General features: G+C 69.5%; 15 protein-coding genes, 1 pseudogene and 1 riboswitch. Of the genes and pseudogenes, 4 read left to right on the forward strand and 12 right to left on the reverse strand.

What is annotated here, in order from left to right; genetic code table 11:
- Positions 1 to 16: 16 nt before the first annotated feature.
- The 12 genes from MUG78_RS15235 to secA2 form a co-directional block, all read right to left on the reverse strand.
- On the reverse strand, positions 17 to 1,762 hold the full coding sequence (locus MUG78_RS15235) for an N-acyl-D-amino-acid deacylase family protein (RefSeq protein ID WP_246996237.1): 1,746 nt from the start codon (positions 1,760 to 1,762) through the stop codon (positions 17 to 19).
- A gap of 33 nt (positions 1,763 to 1,795) precedes the next feature.
- Positions 1,796 to 2,590: an SDR family NAD(P)-dependent oxidoreductase gene (locus tag MUG78_RS15240; RefSeq protein WP_246996239.1), complete on the reverse strand. Its 795-nt coding sequence runs from the start codon at positions 2,588 to 2,590 to the stop codon at positions 1,796 to 1,798.
- 1 nt (position 2,591) lies between these two features.
- Positions 2,592 to 4,265, reverse strand: a complete 1,674-nt coding sequence (casG, locus tag MUG78_RS15245; RefSeq protein WP_246996241.1) for a steroid-24-oyl-CoA synthetase — start codon at positions 4,263 to 4,265, stop codon at positions 2,592 to 2,594.
- Positions 4,266 to 4,371: 106 nt separating this feature from the next.
- Complete coding sequence (locus MUG78_RS15250; protein WP_246996243.1) at positions 4,372 to 5,010, reverse strand: dihydrofolate reductase family protein; 639 nt, start codon at positions 5,008 to 5,010, stop codon at positions 4,372 to 4,374.
- Positions 5,011 to 5,070: 60 nt separating this feature from the next.
- Positions 5,071 to 7,938, reverse strand: a complete 2,868-nt coding sequence (gene gcvP, locus MUG78_RS15255) for an aminomethyl-transferring glycine dehydrogenase (protein WP_246996245.1) — start codon at positions 7,936 to 7,938, stop codon at positions 5,071 to 5,073.
- A gap of 197 nt (positions 7,939 to 8,135) precedes the next feature.
- Positions 8,136 to 8,226, reverse strand: a riboswitch (glycine riboswitch).
- 37 nt (positions 8,227 to 8,263) lie between these two features.
- A complete protein-coding gene (locus MUG78_RS15260) occupies positions 8,264 to 8,890 on the reverse strand; it encodes a MerR family transcriptional regulator (protein WP_372493294.1) in 627 nt (208 codons plus the stop codon).
- A 215-nt stretch (positions 8,891 to 9,105) separates the two neighbouring features.
- Positions 9,106 to 9,606: a bifunctional nuclease family protein gene (locus MUG78_RS15265; RefSeq protein WP_246996249.1), complete on the reverse strand. Its 501-nt coding sequence runs from the start codon at positions 9,604 to 9,606 to the stop codon at positions 9,106 to 9,108.
- A gap of 46 nt (positions 9,607 to 9,652) precedes the next feature.
- Positions 9,653 to 10,390 (reverse strand): transcriptional regulator FtsR, encoded by a 738-nt coding sequence (ftsR, locus tag MUG78_RS15270; RefSeq protein ID WP_443669988.1) that lies wholly within the window; start codon positions 10,388 to 10,390, stop codon positions 9,653 to 9,655.
- Positions 10,391 to 10,404: 14 nt separating this feature from the next.
- Positions 10,405 to 10,845, reverse strand: a complete 441-nt coding sequence (gene garA / locus MUG78_RS15275) for a glycogen accumulation regulator GarA (protein WP_246996251.1) — start codon at positions 10,843 to 10,845, stop codon at positions 10,405 to 10,407.
- Positions 10,846 to 11,035: 190 nt separating this feature from the next.
- The gene (gene gcvH / locus MUG78_RS15280; protein ID WP_246996253.1) at positions 11,036 to 11,440 is read right to left on the reverse strand and encodes a glycine cleavage system protein GcvH; all 405 of its coding nucleotides are present in this window, start codon (positions 11,438 to 11,440) and stop codon (positions 11,036 to 11,038) included.
- Between the two features lie 75 nt (positions 11,441 to 11,515).
- The gene (locus MUG78_RS15285; RefSeq protein WP_281499849.1) at positions 11,516 to 12,172 is read right to left on the reverse strand and encodes a CDP-alcohol phosphatidyltransferase family protein; all 657 of its coding nucleotides are present in this window, start codon (positions 12,170 to 12,172) and stop codon (positions 11,516 to 11,518) included.
- A complete protein-coding gene (gene secA2, locus MUG78_RS15290) occupies positions 12,169 to 14,460 on the reverse strand; it encodes an accessory Sec system translocase SecA2 (protein ID WP_246996255.1) in 2,292 nt (763 codons plus the stop codon). Before secA2 ends, MUG78_RS15285 begins: the two co-directional genes overlap by 4 nt.
- A 124-nt stretch (positions 14,461 to 14,584) precedes the next feature.
- On the opposite strand from secA2, the gene MUG78_RS15295 reads away from it, so the two are divergent.
- The 4 genes and pseudogenes from MUG78_RS15295 (at position 14,585) to MUG78_RS15310 (ending at position 18,621) form a co-directional block, all read left to right on the forward strand.
- Positions 14,585 to 15,388: an META domain-containing protein gene (locus MUG78_RS15295; RefSeq protein ID WP_246996257.1), complete on the forward strand. Its 804-nt coding sequence runs from the start codon at positions 14,585 to 14,587 to the stop codon at positions 15,386 to 15,388.
- A gap of 68 nt (positions 15,389 to 15,456) precedes the next feature.
- Positions 15,457 to 16,466: pseudogene (locus MUG78_RS15300) on the forward strand (malate dehydrogenase).
- Positions 16,467 to 16,511: 45 nt separating this feature from the next.
- Positions 16,512 to 17,363 (forward strand): polyphosphate kinase 2, encoded by an 852-nt coding sequence (gene ppk2, locus MUG78_RS15305; RefSeq protein ID WP_246996259.1) that lies wholly within the window; start codon positions 16,512 to 16,514, stop codon positions 17,361 to 17,363.
- Between the two features lie 16 nt (positions 17,364 to 17,379).
- Positions 17,380 to 18,621 carry a polysaccharide pyruvyl transferase family protein gene (locus tag MUG78_RS15310; protein WP_246996261.1) on the forward strand — a complete coding sequence of 414 codons (1,242 nt, stop codon included), beginning with the start codon at positions 17,380 to 17,382 and terminating at the stop codon, positions 18,619 to 18,621.
- Positions 18,622 to 18,627 lie beyond the last annotated feature (6 nt).

Raw genomic sequence — 18,627 nt, forward strand, 5'->3', positions numbered from 1 at the left:
GCCATCCCAGTGTGTCCTACGTGGTGGCGCGCAGGAACTCGCCGGAGCGTTCGACGCCGTGCGCCGGGTCGGCCACGCCCTCGCCGAACACGTAGCGACCGTTCACCAGCACCGCGGTGACCGTCTCGTCGTTGCGGTTGACCATCCGCGACAGGTTGTCCCAGTCCTCGATGGGCGCCTCGGCGTACGCGTCGAGGGTCGCATCGAGGTGCGCCGGGTCGAGCACCAGCACGTCGGCGCGGTCCCCGGGACGCAGGTGTCCGGCGTCCAGGCCGTACCAGTCGGCCAGCTCGCCGGTCATCCGATGGACGGCCTGTTCCACCGTCATGAACGGCTGCCCGGCTTCGGCGGCGGCGTGCACGCGGTGCAGGTAGCGCAGGCCGAAGTTGTAGAAGGCCATGTTGCGCAGGTGCGCGCCGGCGTCGGAGAAGCCGAGCTGGATGCCGGGATCGGCGGCCAGCTTGTTCAGCACGTCCTCGCGGTGATTGGAGATGGTGGTGCGCCAGCGCACCTTGTCGCCGTGCTCCACCAGCAGATCCAGGAAGGCGTCCACCGGGTGCAGGCCGCCGCGGTCCAGGCCGACCTGGCCGAAGGTCTTGCCGATCACCGTCTCGTCCGGGCATTCGACGATCTCGGCGTCGAAGAAGTCGCGGTGCCACACGCGCGGACCGTACTTCTTGTCGTAGTCCTTGCGAAACCACCGGCGGTAGTCCTCGTCGGCCAGCAGGGCTTGTAGTTCGTCGATCTGATCGGCCAGGTGCAGCGCGGCCGCACCGGAGCCGAACTCCTCGAACACCGGCAGGTCGATGCCGTCGGAGTACACCTCGAACGGCACCGGCAGGTGCTGCCAGCGAAAGTCGCCGCCGAGCTTGTTGATCACCTTCGCCATCAACGGGAACAGGTGGATCACGCCCGGGATAGCCTTGATGTCCGCGGCCGAGAGCAGGCTCACCTTCAAGTTCGGCCGGCCGATGCCGAGGCTGGAGAGCACCATCGACACCAGGGTCTGCGGGCGTGCCACATCGGGACCGCCCTGCAGCGCACGACGCCGCTTGCGCAGGATCGCATTGAGGCGACGCTTCTCGCTGCGCGTGGCGTACGTCGACGGCAGCGTCCGGGACCGGCAGACCTCGCCGTCGAGCTTGTCGAACAGCAACTGCTGCGACGACAGACCCACGAAGCCCTCGTCCAGCGCCTCGCCGAGCATGCGCTCCATGGCCGCCAGATCGGCCGCGGTCGGCTTCACCTCGTGTGTGGTGGCGCGCACCAGACCCATCTGGGCCACCCGCATGTCCGAGTGGCCGACGAAGGCCGCCACGTTCGGACCGAGCGGCCGCGCCTCCAGTGCCTGCACGTACTCGGCGGCGCCGGACCAGGTCTTGTGGTCGTCGAGCGCCTGCACCACGTGCCGGCGGGGAATGGCCTCGACGCGACCGAACAGGTCGCCGGCCTCTTCCGCGCCGACGTGCACCGTCGACAGCGAGCACGAGCCGAGGAAGATGGTCGTGACCCCGTGGCGCAGCGATTCGGTGAGGCCCGGATTGGCCAGCACCTCCACGTCGTAGTGCGTGTGGATGTCGATGATGCCGGGCATCACCCACTTGCCCGTCGCGTCGATGACCCGGTCCACACCGTCGGTGTCGAGCGGGGTGGGGCTGACCGCGACGACACGGCCGTCGCGGATGCCGACGTCGCGCAGTACCGCGGGCGCTCCGGTTCCGTCGAACACTCGTCCGCCGGTGATCACCGTGTCGAAGGTCATCGTCGTCTTCTTTCCTTCGTGCTGGTCAGATCGTCAGGTCGTGCCGAGGCTCGACAGGTCCGCGTAGTTGGAGATCTCCCAGCCGCCGTCGATCACCAGTGAGGTGCCGGTGATGTAGGCGGCGTCGTCAGAGGCCAGATACAGGCAGGGGCCGGCCACTTCGTCGGGGCTGCCCGGGCGGCGCAGCGGGATGCGCTCCAGGAACAGCTCCTTGGCGGGCTCGTAGCCCAGGACCGGGGACACCAACGGGGTGTCGATGAGACCGGGCAGCACCGCGTTGACGCGGATCCCGGCGGGGGCCAGTTCCAGGGCGGCGTTCTTGCTGAACATCTCCACCCCGGCCTTGCCGGTGGAGTACGGACTCCCGCCCACCATCGGGATGTGCGCGTTGAGCGAGGCGACGTTGACGATCGCGCCGCCGCGGCCCTGCGCCACCAGCTGGCGGGCCTGATGCTTGACGCACAGGAACACCGCCTTCTGCACCAGGTCGACGGTGAAATCCCAGTCCGCCGCGGCCAGGTCGGTGACCGCGCCGTAGCGGGAGGCCCCGGCGACGTTGAAGGCCAGATCGAGGCCGCCGAACCGTTGCACAGCGGTCGCCACCGCCGCGGCGACCGCGTCCTCGTCGGTGACGTCGGCGACGACGGGCGCGCAGGCGTCGCCGAGTTCGGCAGCCACCTGCGTCAGTGCGTCGGCGGCGATGTCCACGGCGACGACCGACGCCCCCTCGGCCACGAGGCGGCGCGCGACGGCGGCGCCGATACCGGAGGCGGCACCGGTGACGATCGCGGTCCGTCCGGCGAACCGAGAGGGCGTCGTATCACTCATGTCAGATCGTCACCTTCGCGCGCATCGTCTTGCCGGTCGCGTTGCGCGGCAACGGATCCGAGGTGATCCGCCACGTGGTCGGCACCTTGAAGTAGGCCAGCCGCTCGCGGGCGAACGCGGTCAGTTCCTCCTCGGTGGGCGTCTCGTCGGCGGGCAGGTCCTCGCGCAGCACCACCACCGCACCGACCGTGGAACCGAGGTCGGCGTCGTCGATGCCGAGCACCAGCGACTCGTCGACGGCCGGGTGCTCGTCGAGCACCTGCTCCACCTCCACCGGGTAGATGTTCTCGCCGCCGCGCAGGATCAGGTCCGAGCGCCGGCCGGTGAGGAACAGTCGTCCGCCGTCGATCACGCCGTAGTCGCCGGTACGCAGCCAGCGGTCCTCGGTGATCGCAGCCGCGGTGGCCGCCTCGTCGTTCCAGTAGCCGAGCATCACGTAGGCACTGCGTGCGCAGACCTCGCCGAGCTCGCCGTCGGGGACGCGGTTGCCCTCCGGGTCGCGCAGTTCCATCTGGACGCCCAACACGGGGCGTCCGACGTTGCCGGGCACCGCCATCAGGTCGAGCGGGGTGGCCACCGCGATGGCGGTGGCGCATTCGGTCATGCCATAGCTGTCGACCAGCGAGAACTCGGCGAACGGGAGCCGTTCGCGCAGCCGCTGCTGCAGAGCCGGGGACGACGGCGCCGACGCCAGCGCGAAGGCCGACATCGCCGACAGGTCGAACTTCTCGAGGTCGTCGACCTCCAGGATGCGCTGGGCCATCGTGGGCACCACGGCCCAGTTGGTGACCTTCTCCTTGGCGACCAGGGCCAGCGCGCGCTCGGGGTCGAAGGCGCCCTGGTAGATCACCACGGCACCGCCGGTGGCCAGCCGCGGCAGCGCCAGATTGTGCAGGCTGGCGATGTGGAACAGCGGCGAGGTCAGCAGGTAGCGCCGCTCGGACACGGTGTCCTTGGTCCATTCGGCACCGGTGAAGGCGGCCAGCACGGCATCGCTGTGCCGGTGGTAGTCGATCACGCCGAGGACGTTGCGCTGCGAGTGCACCGCCCCCTTGGGGCGACCGCTGGTACCGCTGGTGAACAGGATGACCGCGGGATCCTCCTCGTCGACCTCGGTCTCCGGCAGCGCCGCGCCGGCGAACTCGGTGAGCAGCGCGGGCATCGTCTCTTCCATGGTGATCACCGGGACGTCGACACCGGCCTCGGCCAGGACCGCCGCACGCTTGGCGTCGGCGACGATCACGGTCGGCTCGGTGCGTTCCACCGAGTAGGCCACCTCGCGCGGTGCCCACCACGAGTTGTAGCCGACGGCGATGGCGCCGAGGGTCTGCGCCGCCCAGAAGGCCACCACCCATTCGGGGGTGTTGGCAGCCAGGATGCCGACGCGGTCGCCCTTCCCGACGCCGTACCGATCGCGCAGCGCGGTGGCGAAGGCGGCGACCGCCGCACCGTGCTCGGCGAAGGTCATGCGGGTGTTCTCGGTGATCAGGTAGTCCCGATCACCGAAGCGGAGGGAGTCGGCGAGGACCGCGCCCAACGAGCGATCGCGATGAACGAGCACCGGGATCTCGGCGCCGAGCACTTCTTCCTGCTGCAGTTCGAAGGGCGCGCCCGGCGCCGATAGGCCCGCATACACGGCCGCGACAAAGTCTTGCGGGTCTACTGATTCGGTCACTGTCGTCCTCCGAGTGTGGCGAGTGTCATTGCTCCCTTGATTATTACTGCATGCCCGGAGGGGCGGACGACGACGGGTGCTCGATGCCTGCCGTGGCGCAACGCGCTCAGCGCGTGCGGTTGAACAACCGGTGCGTCACGCCGCTGCCGGTGGTGACGGTTTCGACCGCGAAACCGTCCTCGATCCCCGCGCAGCCCGGCCAGATCGATTCGCCCTCGCCCAGCACCACCGGCACGGTGACCAGGTGCAGGAAGTCGACGAGATCGGCCTGCAGAAACTGACGAACGGTCGACGGTCCGCCGCCGAGCCGGATGTCGCCGCCGTCGGCCAGGTCCCGCGCGAAGGCCAGCGCCTCCGCGGGCCGAGCGTTCAGGAAATGGAAGACGGTGCCGTTGTCGAACGCCAGCGGCGCCCGCTCATGATGGGTCAACACCACCACCGGGGTCCGGAACGGCGGCGCATCGCCCCACCACCCGCGCCAGTCGTCGTGGCCCCACGGTCCGGTCTGCGGCCCGAACTTGCGGCGGCCCATGATCTCCGCGCCGATCCCCTGTCCCCAGGTGCTGGTGAAGATGCGGTCGGCGGTGATCGGCTCGTCGACGCGATGGATGCCTTCGATGACCCGGCCGTCGAAGTCGCCGAAGAGGGCACGGGCCTTCCCGATCGGCTCGTCCTCGGTCACATAGGTGCCCGCACTGTAGCCGTCGAGCGAGATGAACAGGTTGTGCACGCGGACTCGGCTCACGACGGCCTCCGGGGTTGATCGATCGTGCGATCGACGCTACTCCCCGTCAGGCCGGGAGTGTCAGTCCTGCGCGAACGCCTCGATCGGCGGGCAGCTGCAGACCAGGTTCCGGTCGCCGAAGGCCTGGTCGATACGGCGCACCGACGGCCAGATCTTGGCGCGCGCCCCGGCCGACGGCAGGCCGCTCGGGTACACCGCGGTCATCCGGTCGTAGCCGCGATCCCACTCGGCCGCCAGGCATTCGGCGGTGTGCGGGGCGCCGGCGAGCGGGTTGTCGTCGACGGTCCAGGTGCCGTCGGCGACCTTGGCGATCTCCCCGCGGATGGCCACCATCGCGTCGATGAAGGCGTCGATCTCGTCGAGGTTCTCGCTCTCGGTGGGCTCCACCATCAGGGTGTTGGCCACCGGGAAGCTCATGGTCGGCGCGTGGAAGCCGTAGTCCGCCAAGCGCTTGGCCACATCGTCGACGCTGACCCCGGTCTCCTTGATGAGATCGCGCAGATCCAGGATGCATTCGTGCGCCACCCAACCGTTCGGATCGGTGTAGAGCACCGGGAAGTACTCGTCCAGCCGCCGCGCGATGTAGTTGGCCGAGGCGATCGCGGTCAGCGTGGCCTCACGCAGCCCCTGGGCACCCATCATCGCGATGTAGGCGTAGGTGATCGGCAGGATCGACGCCGAGCCGTACGGGGCGGCCGAGATCGTGATGCCGGTGTCCGGCAGCTCCGACGCCAGCGGGTGGCTCGGCAGGAACGGCGCCAGGTGCTCGCGCACCGCCACCGGGCCGACGCCCGGGCCGCCGCCGCCGTGCGGGATGCAGAAGGTCTTGTGCAGGTTCAGATGCGAGACGTCGCCGCCGAACCGGCCCGGTCGGGCGAGCCCGACCAGAGCGTTCAGGTTGGCGCCGTCCACGTACACCTGGCCGCCGGCATCGTGCACGGCCGCGCAGATGTCGGTGATCTCGTGCTCGAAGACGCCGTGCGTGGACGGGTACGTGATCATGATCGCGGCGAGTTCATCGCGGTGCTTGTCGATCTTGGCCCGCAGGTCGTCGGTGTCGACGTCGCCGTTCTCGCGGCAGGCCACCACCACCACGCGCATGCCCGCCATCACCGCGGACGCGGCGTTGGTGCCGTGCGCGCTCGACGGGATCAGGCAGATGTCGCGCTCGGTGTCACCGGCGGCGAGGTGGTACTTGCGGATCGCGAGCAGGCCCGCGTACTCGCCCTGCGAACCGGCGTTCGGCTGCAGGCTTACCCGGTCGTAACCGGTGATGGCCACCAGCCAGTCCTCCAGGGTGGTGATCAGCTCCCGGATGCCAGCCGAATCCTCCAGCGGCGCAAAGGGATGCAGGCCGCCGAACTCGGGCCAGGTGATCGGCTCCATCTCGGTGGTGGCGTTGAGCTTCATGGTGCACGAGCCCAGCGGGATCATGCTGCGGTCCAGGGCGACGTCCTTGTCCGACAGCATGCGCAGGTACCGCAGCATGGCGGTCTCGGTGCGGTAGCGATGGAACGACGGGTGGCCGAGGAAGCCACTGGTGCGGTCGGCGACCTCGACGACGAAGTCCTCGTCCGCCGACCCGTCCGCGGCGATGCCGAACACCGACAGCACGTCGGCCACGTCGGCCTCGGTGGTGGTCTCGTCGCACGCGATGCCGACGCGGTCGGCGTCGATCAGGCGCAGGTTGATGCCGTGGTCGGCCTTGGCGGCGGCGACGATGGCCGCGGCCTCGCCGGGCACCCGCACCTCGACGGTGTCGAAGAACCGGCGGTGGGCCACCGTGCGACCGCCCGCGGCCAGGCGCGTGGCCAGCGCGACCGCGCGACCGTGGACGCGCTGCGCGATCTCGGTCAACCCTGCCGGGCCGTGGTACGAGGCGTACATCGCGGCGAGGACGGCCAGCAGGACCTGCGCGGTGCAGATGTTGCTGGTGGCCTTCTCCCGGCGGATGTGCTGCTCGCGGGTCTGCAGCGACAGACGGTAGGCGAGGTTGCCGTCGGCATCCTTGGACACGCCGACGAGGCGGCCGGGCAGCTGACGGGTGAGCTTGGCGTGCACGGCGAGGTAGCCCGCGTGCGGTCCACCGAAGCCCATCGGCACGCCGAAGCGCTGGGTGGTGCCGAAGCACGCGTCGGCGCCCTGTTCGCCGGGCGGGGTGATCAGGGTGGCGGCCAGCAGATCGACGCCGGCCGCGACCAGGGCACCGCGCTCGTGGGCCGCGGCGATGATCGACGTCGCGTCGACCACCCGGCCGCTCGCGCCCGGCACCTGCAGGATGACGCCGAAGAACTCGCCCTCGGGCAGCCCGCCGTCGGCGGCTGCGGCATCCAGTGCGGCCTCGACCACCTCGATGCCGAGTGGCTCGGCGCGGGTCTCGATCAGCGCACGGGTCTGCGGGAACAGGTCGACGTCGACCACCAGGCGCGGGGACTTGGACTTACCGGCTCGACGCAGCAGGGTCATCGCTTCGGCGGCCGCGGTGGCCTCGTCGAGCATCGACGCGTTGGCCACCTCCATGCCGGTCAGATCGGCGACCATGGTCTGGAAGTTCAGCAGCACCTCGAGGCGGCCCTGGCTGATCTCCGGCTGGTACGGGGTGTACGCGGTGTACCAGGCGGGGCTCTCGATGATGTTGCGCTTGAGGACGGCCGGGGTGTGGGTGTCGTAGTAGCCGAGGCCGATCATGCTGCGCGCGACGGTGTTCTTGCCGGCCAGCGCGCGCAGGCGCGCGGTGGTCTCGGCTTCGGTGAGCGGCGCGTCGAGGGCGGCCAGCGCACCGGCCGGGTCGGCGATCGCGGCGGGCACCACGCGCTCGGCGAGTTCGTCGAGGGAGGCCACGTCGAGGACCTCGAGGATGCGTGCGGTTTCGTCCGCGTCGGGTCCGATGTGGCGGGCCACGAAGGGTGCGGGCAGGATTTCGGTCATGGCGGGACGGCCTCGTCTGGTCGGTCCGGCGCGGCGCCGGACAAGGGCCCTCCCCCTCTGTCATGTCACGCCGGGGCGGGACGCCTGAGAGATTCAGCGCGCCGAGACCGTGCAGGCCGCGGCGGTGCCTTTCACCGTGGGCGGACCGGCCGGCACCCAGCAAGAGGGTACGAACCGGTCACTTTCCAGAGACGCCGACTGTTGCCACGGTCCTTCTGCCTGAGAGTTTGACGGAGAGGTGTTGCTCCTTCGGCGGCCCCGGATGGGACTCTCTCCCGCAGCTCAGCGACGTGGCCGTAAGTCTACCCACACCGGGACCGAGGAGCTATCCGGTGCGACGCGTGCGATTCTTCCGGCGGGCGGCCAGTTCGTCCTCCGGGGCGGTCTCGGTGACGCCGCCGTCGGCGCGCTCGCCCGGGAAGTCGGCGATGGTGCCGGTGAGCTCGCGCATGGCGCCGGAGACGGCGATGCCGAACACGCCCTGACCGCCCTGCAGGAGGTCGACGACCTCCTCGGCGGAGGTGCATTCGTAGACGGTGGTGCCGTCGGAGAAGAGGGTGATGCGGGCGAGGTCCTCGACGCCGCGCTGGCGGAGGTGGTCGACGGCGACGCGGATGTTCTGCAGCGAGATGCCGGTGTCGAGCAGTCGCTTGACGATCTTGAGGACCAGGATGTCCTTGAAGGAGTACAGCCGCTGGCTGCCGGAACCGGCCGCGCCGCGAATGGACGGCACCACCAGCGAGGTGCGGGCCCAGTAGTCGAGCTGGCGGTAGGTGATGCCGGCGATCTGGCAGGCGCTCGGCACGCGGTAGCCGACGAGTTCGTCGGGGACGGTGTCGTTCGGGAACAGCCCCGGCGCCACTTCGTCGAGGCCGCCCTGTACGGGTTCGGTCACTCGCTCATCGAGCACGCTCTGCTCGTCGGCACGCGGATCAGAAGGCTGGTCGCCCACGGTGTCTCCCTCACGCAACATCGGACCGGTGGAAGTCCTCTCAACGAGGATACTCCGCCGAATCAGTTCAGTGTGTCGGCCGCGCGAGTTGGCGACGGCGTTGACATTGAAACTAGGGACTGCGGGGCGACGAAACAACGCGACGCGCGGGCAAACCTCAACCTAAAGTTGAGGTGTAGGTCAACAGTGACCGAGCAGTGACCGTTCCGTGACCGTCAGGACTCGGGACCGAGGAAATCCTCGGGCGAGACGTGGTCGAGGAACTCCCGAAAGGCTTCGAGGTCGTCGTCGCTCGCGGCTTCGCCCGGCGCTTCGCCGTCTTCGTCCGGCATCGACAGCCCGGCGTCGTCGAGCACCTCTTCGCTGGCGACGATCGACGCACCGACGCGCATCGCCACGGCGATCGCATCCGACGGCCGGGCCGAGACCACGGCACCGCCGCTGAAGACCATCTCGGCGTAGAAGGTGCCCTCCTGCATGTCCACGATGCGGACCTGCGTCAGTTCCTGGTCGAACGCCGCGCACAGATTCACGATCAGGTCGTGCGTCAACGGCCGCGGCGGCTCGATACCGCGCTGCTGCAACGCGATCGACGCCGCTTCGCTCTGTCCGATCCAGATGGCCAGGTAACGAGCGCCTTCGGCCTCACGCAGCAGCAGCACGGGCTGGTTCTGCGGGGCCTCCACTCGGATCCCGACGATTCGCATCTCACCCATGGTTCAGCCCTTTCTACCGGTACTGCGCACTGCTCGGTCGAGGCACTCAGTCGAGGACGCCGCGGACCGCGGCCTTCACCAGTTGAGTATGCAGCGTCACCGACAGCGCCGCCATCTCCCGGATGAGTTCCTCGGCGCGGTCACGCGCACCGGTCCCCTTGCCCTTGGCGATGGGGCCGGCGATCTGCGCGACCAGACCGGCCTCGCGGTCGGCGCTCACCTTGAAGGCGCGCAGGTGGCGCGTCTCCAGACCGAAGTTCGCGAGCGCCGCGGCGGCTTCCACCAGCCGCACCGCGTCCTCGTCGAAGAAACCGCCCGGGCCGGAGGCCAGCAGGCTGTTGCGCATCAGCTCGCTGATGAAGGCGTTGTCCACGCCGGTGCGCTCGATCAGCGCTTCCCGCGACACACGACCGCCCCGCGTGGCGAAGTCGGTGGCCGGGGCCACCGCGCTGCGGGCCGACGACAGCAGCCGCGTACCCGGACCCTCCGCCGCTTCGGCGTCGATCGCATCCAGCTGCTCGCGGATCACCTTGAGCGGCAGATACCGGTCGCGCTGCGCCGTCAGGATGAATCGCAAACGCTCGCAGTCGGATTCGGTGAACCGGCGGTAGCCCGACGGCGCACGCTCGGGCGTCACCAGACCCTCCGCCTCCAAGAAGCGAATCTTGGAGATGGTCACGTCCGGGAAGTCCTCGCGCAGAAGCGTGAGGACCGCACCGATCGACATCGACCGGCTTCCGACGTCCGAGCGCGCGGAATCCGCGCGGGCAGCGTTCGCTGTCACGGGAGGTGGCAGTCCTATTCTCCGGCGCGCGGGCCGGACAGGAAGACGAGACGGAACTTGCCGATCTGCACCTCGTCACCACTGGTGAGCGTCGCGTCGTCGACCGGCTCACGGTTCACGTAGGTGCCGTTCAGGCTCCCGACGTCGACCACCTTGAAGTCGTTGCCGGACAGGCGGAACTCGGCGTGGCGACGGCTGACCGTCACATCGTCGAGGAAGATGTCGCTGTCGGGATGGCGACCGGCCGAGGTGGTCGCCTGGTCCAGCAGGAAGCGCGAGCCCGCGTTGGGGCCGCGCTTGACCACCAGGAGGGCCGTGCCGGGCAGCAGCCGCTCCACACCGGTCTCACCGGCTTCCGGAGTCGTCGCGGGCGCGTCGATCTCCTTGATGAACTCCTCACGGAATACCGAAGTGGTCTCCACCGGTGCTTCGTAACCGTCGTCTTTACCGCTCACCACAACTCCTTCGCCGACCCTGGGTCGGTCCTGTCAAGCACATACATGGCAGCGAACACTCCTCGCCGTTGAGTGCGTTCGCGGGCAGGATCTCTTACCCAGAGAACCTACCGGTTCACCCCCGTCGCCGTCAGCGAGTCGCCGACGATCGGGCATGGTTCGAATTCTACTGCGCCGAGTTCCTCGCCGATCAGTCGGCGATGACCTGGAGGTATCCGTCCGCGTCGAGAAGCGCGGCCATCAGGGCGTCCAGATCGGCGTCGTCGGCGACGGTGATCTCCACCAGCCAGCCCTCGCCGTAGGGGTCCGAATTGACCAGTTCCGGCGCGTCCACGACGGCGTCGTTGGTCGCCGAGACCGTGCCGGCCAGCGGGCCGAAGATGTCCGAGACACTCTTGTGCGACTCCACCTCGGCGAACGATTCACCGGCGGTCACCTCGGAGTCGACGTCGGGCAGCTGCACGAAGACCACGTCGTTCAGCGCGTCCTGCGCGAAGTCGGTGATGCCCACGCGCACGGTCGACGGACCGACCTTGCGGAGCCACTCGTGGTCGTCGGTGTAGCGCAGTTCCGCGGGAACCTGGGTGGAAGTCACGGTCTCACCTTTCTGCGTCCGGGGCGTCGGCCCCGGCTTCTCGGACGACGCGCTGTGCGCACGCCGCGTAGAACTCTATCGGTCGGCGGCAGCGGCCGCTGCCATCCCCCTGGGTAGCGTCCGCACCACCTGCACCGTCTGGATCCAGTACAGAACCAGCGTCCACAGGTACATGCCGACGCCCCAGATCAGGAAGGCCCAGCCGATCGGGAAGGCCACGGTGCCGACGATCCCGTCGATCTGCCCGCCGAGCAGCCACGGGAACGAACTCATCAGCGCGAACGTCGCCGCCTTGCCGATGTACAGCGTGGGCAGGGCGGTGATGCCGCGGCTCTTGAGCAGTGGCGCGGTGCCCAGCAGCAGCACATCGCGCGCGACGATCAGCCCGATGACCCACCACGGCACGTATCCCTTGAGACCGAAGCAGATCGGAATCACGATCACGTACAGCCGGTCGGCCGCCGGGTCGAGCAGCGCACCGATCTTGGACGACTGATCGAGCCAACGGGCGAGCTTGCCGTCGAGCCAGTCCGAGAGCCCCGAGACGATCAGGATCGCCAGCGCCCAGCCGGGCGAGTCGGCGCCCATGAGGACCCAGACGAACACCGGGATCAGCGCCAGCCGCATCAGGCTGAGCGCGTTGGGCACCGTCCACGGGGTGTCGGCGCGTTCCGGCGGGGCGGACTCGCCTGACGGGACCGGCTGTGCCGACGGGCCGGGAGCCCGGGTCATCGGAAGATGCCCACAATCCCCTGCATCGCCTGCGAACCGGCGGAGAACTGGTTCTCGTTGACCAGGTAGGTCCAGGTCATGGTGGAACGGTGCAGGTCGGCCCCGTCGAGGTCGACGCCGTCGGCGGTGATCGTCACCTCGCGGAAGGTCGCCGCCGCCGCGGTCATGGCCTCGTCGACGATCTGGGTGAACTCGCCGAAGATCAGCTTGTGGAACTCCTCCAGCGGGCTCTGCGCGCCGAGCGCCCGTAGGTGGATGCTGGCCTGCACGTCGGCCACGTAGGCCAGGTGATCGGCCCAGGCGCGGTCCAGGTGGTACAGCACGATCTCGCGGGCCGCGTCGGTCAACACCTCGTCGTCGAGGTCCTCGGCGAGTTCGGACCAGCGCTCGGGCTCGGCCTTCTCCAGGTCGCGTGCGGCGGCGTCGGTCTTGAGCACGTTCATGCGGCGTCGCACGATCGACTCGCGCTGCTCGTTGACCTGCTTGTTGTAGCTCCAGGTGTTCGAGTGCAGGGTCAGCATGGCGGCCTCGGCGATGCGCTGCGCCTGCTCGACGGTCTCGATGCCCTTGGGGCCCAGGAGGCCGTCCGGAGCGTCGGCCTGCACTTCGCGCAGCGTGGTGATGTTCTTGGTGACCAGCGGGTCCTCCAGGCTGGAGAAGAACACCGAGCGGCCCGGGTCGCCCTGGCGGCCGGCGCGGCCGCGCAGCTGGTTGTCCAGCCGCTCGGTGTCGTACCGGCCGGTGCCGACCACGCACAGGCCCCCGAGGTCGAGAACCTCCTCGCGCGCGTCGTCGTCGCCGTCCGAGCCGCCGAGGCGGATGTCGGTGCCGCGTCCGGCCATCTGCGTGGAGACGGTCACCGCGTTCTTGCGGCCGGCCTCGGCGATGATCGCGGCCTCTTCGGCGTCGTTCTTGGCGTTGAGGACCACCGCCGTGACCCCGGCGCGCTCCAGGAAGTAGGCCAGCTCTTCGGACTGGGCGACGTCGTGGGTGCCGATCAGGATCGGCTGTCCGGTCTCGTGCGTGGCCGCCACGAAGTCGACGACGGCCTCGACCTTGTTGGCCTTGGTGTCGTAGACGCGGTCCGGCTCGTCCTCGCGGATGTTCGGCGCGTTCGACGGGATCTGCGATACCTCGAGGCCGTAGAACTGCCGGAACTGCTCGCCGGCGGCGATGGCGGTGCCGGTCATGCCTGCGACCTTCGGGTAGCGGCCGATCAGCGCCTGCACGGTGATCGTGTCGATCACCTCGCCGGCCTCGGTCAGCTCCAGACCCTCCTTGAACTCGACGGCGGCCTGCACGCCGTCGGGCCAGCGCTGCAGACGGGCCACGCGACCGCGCGAGGCGTTGATCAGGTGCACCCCGCCGTCGCGGACGATGTAGTCCACGTCGCGTTCGAGCAGGTAGTACGCGTAGAGCGCGACGTTGACGTGCACCAGGGTGGAGCCGACGTGTTCGTCGTCGTACAGGTTGATGCCGCCGAGGGTGGCCTCGACGAGCTGCGCGCCCTCTTCGGTGAGCGAGACGTTCCGGCCGTCGGCGTCGATGTCGTAGTGCTTGGCCTTGAGGCGGGAGACCACATCGAAGATCGCGCTGTTGGGGATTGCGGCCGGTGTCGCGCCCGCCAGGATCAGCGGCACCAGCGCCTCGTCGACGAGCACCGAGTCGGCCTCGTCGACGATCGCCACGTCGGGCACCGGCGCGACGAGAGCGTCGGCGGTCAGGACCAGGTGATCGCGGAGGACGTCGAAGCCGATCTCGTTGACCGAGCCGTAGGTCACCGGGCAGTCGTAGGCCGCGCGCCGCTCGTCCGGGGTCGACTTCTCCGACAGCGCGCCCACGTCGATGCCGAACAGGTCGTACAGCGGCTTCATCCACTTCGCGTCACGACCGGCGAGGTAGTCGTTCACCGAGATGACGTGCACCGAATGCCCGGACAGGGCGAAACCGACGGCGGCGATCGCGCCGGCCAGGGTCTTGCCCTCACCGGTGGCCATCTCCACCACGTCGCCGTCGAGCATGCGCAGCGCACCCTGCAACTGCACGTCGAACGGCGTCATCTCCAGGGATCGCGTGCCGCCCTCCCGCGCCAAGGCGAGGAACCGCGTGCGGCCGCTCTCGGTGGTGACGTCCAATTCGGCTGCGGCCGAAGCGAATTCGTCGTCGGTCAGCGCCTGCGCCCAGTCGTCGTGAGCGGTCGAGGCTTCGATCATCGCCACAGACTTCGACTGGTTACGCGTCGCCTGCGCACCGAGCATGCGCCACATCGCGTTCGAGAACTTACCCATCGGTGACTATCCCACTCCTTGCCGTGGCTACCCCCGAACGGACGGCGTCCGGGTACGAATCGTGATCTACCGTACGCGGGTCGGGCCGACACGGGCATGGGGTCAGTGCACTACCGTTGTCTGTGTGAGCTCCTACCGCAGAATCCTCCGTCTCAACGCGGTGCTGGCGCTGGTCGCCGTGGCCGCCCTGACCGCATGCGGCTCCGACGAAGCCGCCGCCCAGGCCGAGCCGTCGGCGCTGGTGGGCAAGACCTATCTGTCCACCGAGGTGACCGGGCCCGCGATCCCCGGCGGCGGCCCGGTGGAACTGACCTTCCCCCAGCCCGGCCGGATCGCGGCCACCGCGGGCTGCAACCGCCACATGGGCGAGGTGACGTTCGACGGCGCGACGATGACGCCCGGGCAGCTCGCCTCCACGATGATGGCCTGCCCGGGTCCGGCCGAGCAGGCCGACGCGTGGCTCGCCGACTTCCTGTCCGGCCCGCTGACCTGGTCTCTCGCCGACGACACCCTCACGCTCACCCGCGGGGAGGGCGACGCCCGCCGTGCGGTGACCCTCGTCGAACGCGCGAACACCGCGCTGACCGGCACCACCTGGACGGTGACCGCCATCGTGACCGAGCAGGCCGTCGAGTCCTCCCGCGCCATCGAGGACTCCGCCCCGAACCTCCGACTGGCCGACGACGGCACGGTCTCCGGGTCCACCGGCTGCAACAACTTCCGCGGCAACGCCACGGTGGCCGGCGACAAGATCACCTTCAGTTCGATCGCCGCCACCAAGATGGCGTGCCCGCCCGAGATCGCCCGCGTGGAACAGGTCGTGCTCGACACGCTGCGCGGTTCGGTGACCTACCGCATCGACGGCAACGAGCTCGCGCTCACCAATGACGCCGACCCGAACGCGGGTCTGCGCCTGCGCGCGAACTGACGCCCGAACTCACCCGCACCCAGCCCCGCCCCCGGTCTTCCCGCCGGGGACCGACGAAAGGCGCTCACATGCCCACCTCCTCGACCCACTCCACCGCCTTCACCAAGCCGCCCGTCACGGTGACGGTCACCGGCGCCGCGGGCACCATCGGTTACGCCGCGCTCTTCCGCGTCGCCGCCGGCGCCATGCTCGGCCGCGACCAGCCGGTGCACCTGCGCCTGCTCGAACTGCCGCCGCCCTGGGCGCCGCGGAGGGCATCGCGATGGAGCTCGACGACTGCGCCCTGCCGCAGCTCGCGTCGGTGGAGATCTTCGACGATCCGCGCGCCGCCTTCGACGGCGTGCAGCAGGCCCTGCTGATCGGTGCCAAGCCCCGCACCAAGGGCATGGAGCGCGCCGACCTGCTGTCGGCCAACGCGTCGGTGTTCTCCGCGCAGGGCAAGGTGCTGGGCGAGGTCGCGGCCGACGACGTGCGCATCACCGTCGTCGGCAATCCGGCCAACACCAATGCCGCGATCGCCGCGCGGAACGCGCCCGACATTCCGCGCGAACGCTTCTCGGCACTCACCCGCCTCGACCACAACCGGGCGATCGCTCAGCTGGCCGGGCGCGCCGACGTGCCGGTGACCGCGATCAGCGGTATCACCATCTGGGGCAACCACTCGGCCACCCAGTACCCGGACATCTTCCACGCGCTCGCGGGCGAGCTGACCGGCGCGGCACTCGCAGCCGACCGCGACTGGCTGGTGGACGACTTCATTCCGACGGTGGCGCAACGCGGTTCGGCGATCATCGCCGCGCGCGGCGCCTCCTCGGCGGCGTCCGCCGCCAACGGCACCATCGACCACGTGCGCGACTGGGCACTCGGCACCGCGAGCGAGGGCTGGACGTCGGCCGCCATCGTCTCGCCGGGCCTCTACGGCGTTCCCGAAGGCCTCGTCTGCTCGTTCCCGGTCCGCTCGGACGGCACCGACTGGCAGATCGTCGAGGGGCTGGAGATCAACGAGTTCTCCCGCGCCCGTATCGACGCCTCGGTGGCCGAGCTGCAGGCCGAGATCGCCGCTGTCGACGCACTGTAGAGCACTCCACCTCTCCCTATCCGCACCGCACACTAGGATCACGCTATGAGCAAGCAGGAAAAGACCAAGAAGAAGAAGTCGCAGTCGACCAACTCGCTGTCCAAGAAGGCTTACGAGTCCGAGCTCTTCCGCTTGCAGACCGAACTGGTCGCCCTGCAGGAGTGGGTCCGCGCCACCGGCGCACGCGTCGTGGTGATCTTCGAGGGCCGCGACGCCGCGGGCAAGGGCGGCGCCATCAAGCGCATCACCCAGTACCTGAGCCCCCGCGTCGCCCGGGTGGCCGCACTGCCCGCGCCGACCGACCGGGAGAAGGGCCAGTGGTACTACCAGCGCTACGTGGCGCACCTGCCCGCGCCCGGTGAGATCGTGCTGCTCGACCGGTCCTGGTACAACCGCGCAGGCGTCGAGAAGGTGATGGGCTTCTGCACCCCCGAGGAGCACACCCGCTTCCTGCGCCAGACCCCGATCTTCGAGCAGATGCTGATCGACGACGGCATCCTGCTGCGCAAGTACTGGTTCTCGGTGTCCGACGCCGAGCAGCTCCGCCGGTTCCGCGCCCGCCGCGACGACCCGGTGCGGCAGTGGAAGCTCTCCCCGATGGATCTGGAATCCATCTACCGGTGGGAGGACTACTCGCGCGCCAAGGACGAGATGATGGTGCACACCGACACCTCCGCCAGCCCCTGGTTCGTGGTGGAGTCGGACAACAAGAAGGCCGCGCGCCTCAACATGATCGCGCACCTGCTCTCCACCATCCCGTACACGAATGTGCCGAGCCCGGTGGTGAAGCTGCCCAAGCGGCCGCTGTCGTCGGGCAACTACGTACGGCCGCCGCGCTCGCTGAGCAAGTTCGTCCCCGATCACGTCGCCACCCTCATCGGCGACACCGAGGACTGACCGACATTTCTCCACCGTGAACACTGCACCCTCTCGCCTGGCCACGCTGCGCAGGCAAGCGCGCCGCGCCTTCGAGTTCCACGACCTGATCTACCTGGTGGGTCCGGCCGGCTACCCCAACTACGGCGACGAACTGATCATGGAGGCGTGGCTGCGCTACTTCGCGCGGCACCGTCCGCTGGCCACCGTCGTCGTCGACTGCGGTCGGCCCGGATCGGCGAATCTCCTTCTGCGGCAGGCCAATTCGCGGGCGATCTTCGTCAACACCCTGTGGGAGTTGACCCACCATGCGAATTCGGCACCGGAGGACTCCGACATCGATCCGGTGCGGCCCTGGGAGTGGGTGGCCGCGGCCGCGAGCCGCTTCGGGGTGGCGCCCGCCGAGGGTTCCGGCGTGGAGATGCTGTTGCGCGCCAAGACCATTCACCTGGTCGGCGGCGGCTACATCAACCGGGTGTGGCCGCATCAGATGGCACTGGTGGCGGCGGTCGCCGAGGTCTCCCGAGTCACCGGCGCCCGCGCCGTGGCCACCGGGCAGGGTCTCGTCCCCGCCCTCGAGGGCGAGGCGCTGAGCCGATTCCTCACGGACGCAGCGCAATTCACCGTGTTCGATGTCCGGGACCGACCGTCCTTCGAGCTGCTCGACGGCATCGCCGCGGCCACGCGACACGGCGATGATGCATGGCTGTCGCCGCGTCTGCAGCGGCCCACCGCAGTGCCGCCGAGCGGCGAGGTGGTGCTCTGCGCCCAGAGCGATCTGACCGAGGACTTCCGTCGCGGCGAGGCGAGCGGTCCGACGGCCCTCGCCGACCTGCTGACGGCGACCCTGGACGCCTGGGCGGTGCCTGCCGAGAAGGTCACCGTGGTCGAGGCCATTCCCGGCTACGACATGACCGTGCCGACGTTGATGGGCGACCGCCTCGACGGCGCCCGGATCCGGACCTTCCTCGACGTGTGGCGGGACGGCCTGCCGACCGGGCACGGCGCCACCTGGCTGTCCACCCGCTTCCACCCGCACCTGCTGGCCGCCGCGGCCGGCGACTCCGGCGTCGCCGTCGTCCCGAAACCGGACTACTACGGCACCAAGCACGCCTCGCTCGCCGACCTGGGCAGCCGCTGGCCGATCCTGTCCGGCGACGACCCGATCCCCGATCGTCCCGTCGCCGGCGGCTACACCGTCGACGAGGTCGCCACCGCCGTGGCCGACAAGCGAGCGCTCGCCAAGCAGCTCTATCCGACGGGCGCCCGCGTGCGTTAGGCTCGG

It is taken from the genome of Gordonia alkaliphila (assembly GCF_023017165.1).
GTDB classification, from domain to species: domain Bacteria; phylum Actinomycetota; class Actinomycetes; order Mycobacteriales; family Mycobacteriaceae; genus Gordonia; species Gordonia alkaliphila.

Bases quoted from the DNA above. Each gene is read 5' to 3' on its own strand.
- MUG78_RS15235 (WP_246996237.1), bottom strand. From the start codon at position 1,762: ATGACCTTCGACACGGTGATCACCGGCGGACGAGTGTTCGACGGAACC.
- MUG78_RS15240 (WP_246996239.1), bottom strand. From the start codon at position 2,590: ATGAGTGATACGACGCCCTCTCGGTTCGCCGGACGGACCGCGATCGTC.
- gcvP (WP_246996245.1), bottom strand. From the start codon at position 7,938: ATGACCGAAATCCTGCCCGCACCCTTCGTGGCCCGCCACATCGGACCC.
- MUG78_RS15265 (WP_246996249.1), bottom strand. From the start codon at position 9,606: ATGGGTGAGATGCGAATCGTCGGGATCCGAGTGGAGGCCCCGCAGAAC.
- MUG78_RS15285 (WP_281499849.1), bottom strand. From the start codon at position 12,172: ATGACCCGGGCTCCCGGCCCGTCGGCACAGCCGGTCCCGTCAGGCGAG.
- secA2 (WP_246996255.1), bottom strand. From the start codon at position 14,460: ATGGGTAAGTTCTCGAACGCGATGTGGCGCATGCTCGGTGCGCAGGCG.
- ppk2 (WP_246996259.1), top strand. From the start codon at position 16,512: ATGAGCAAGCAGGAAAAGACCAAGAAGAAGAAGTCGCAGTCGACCAAC.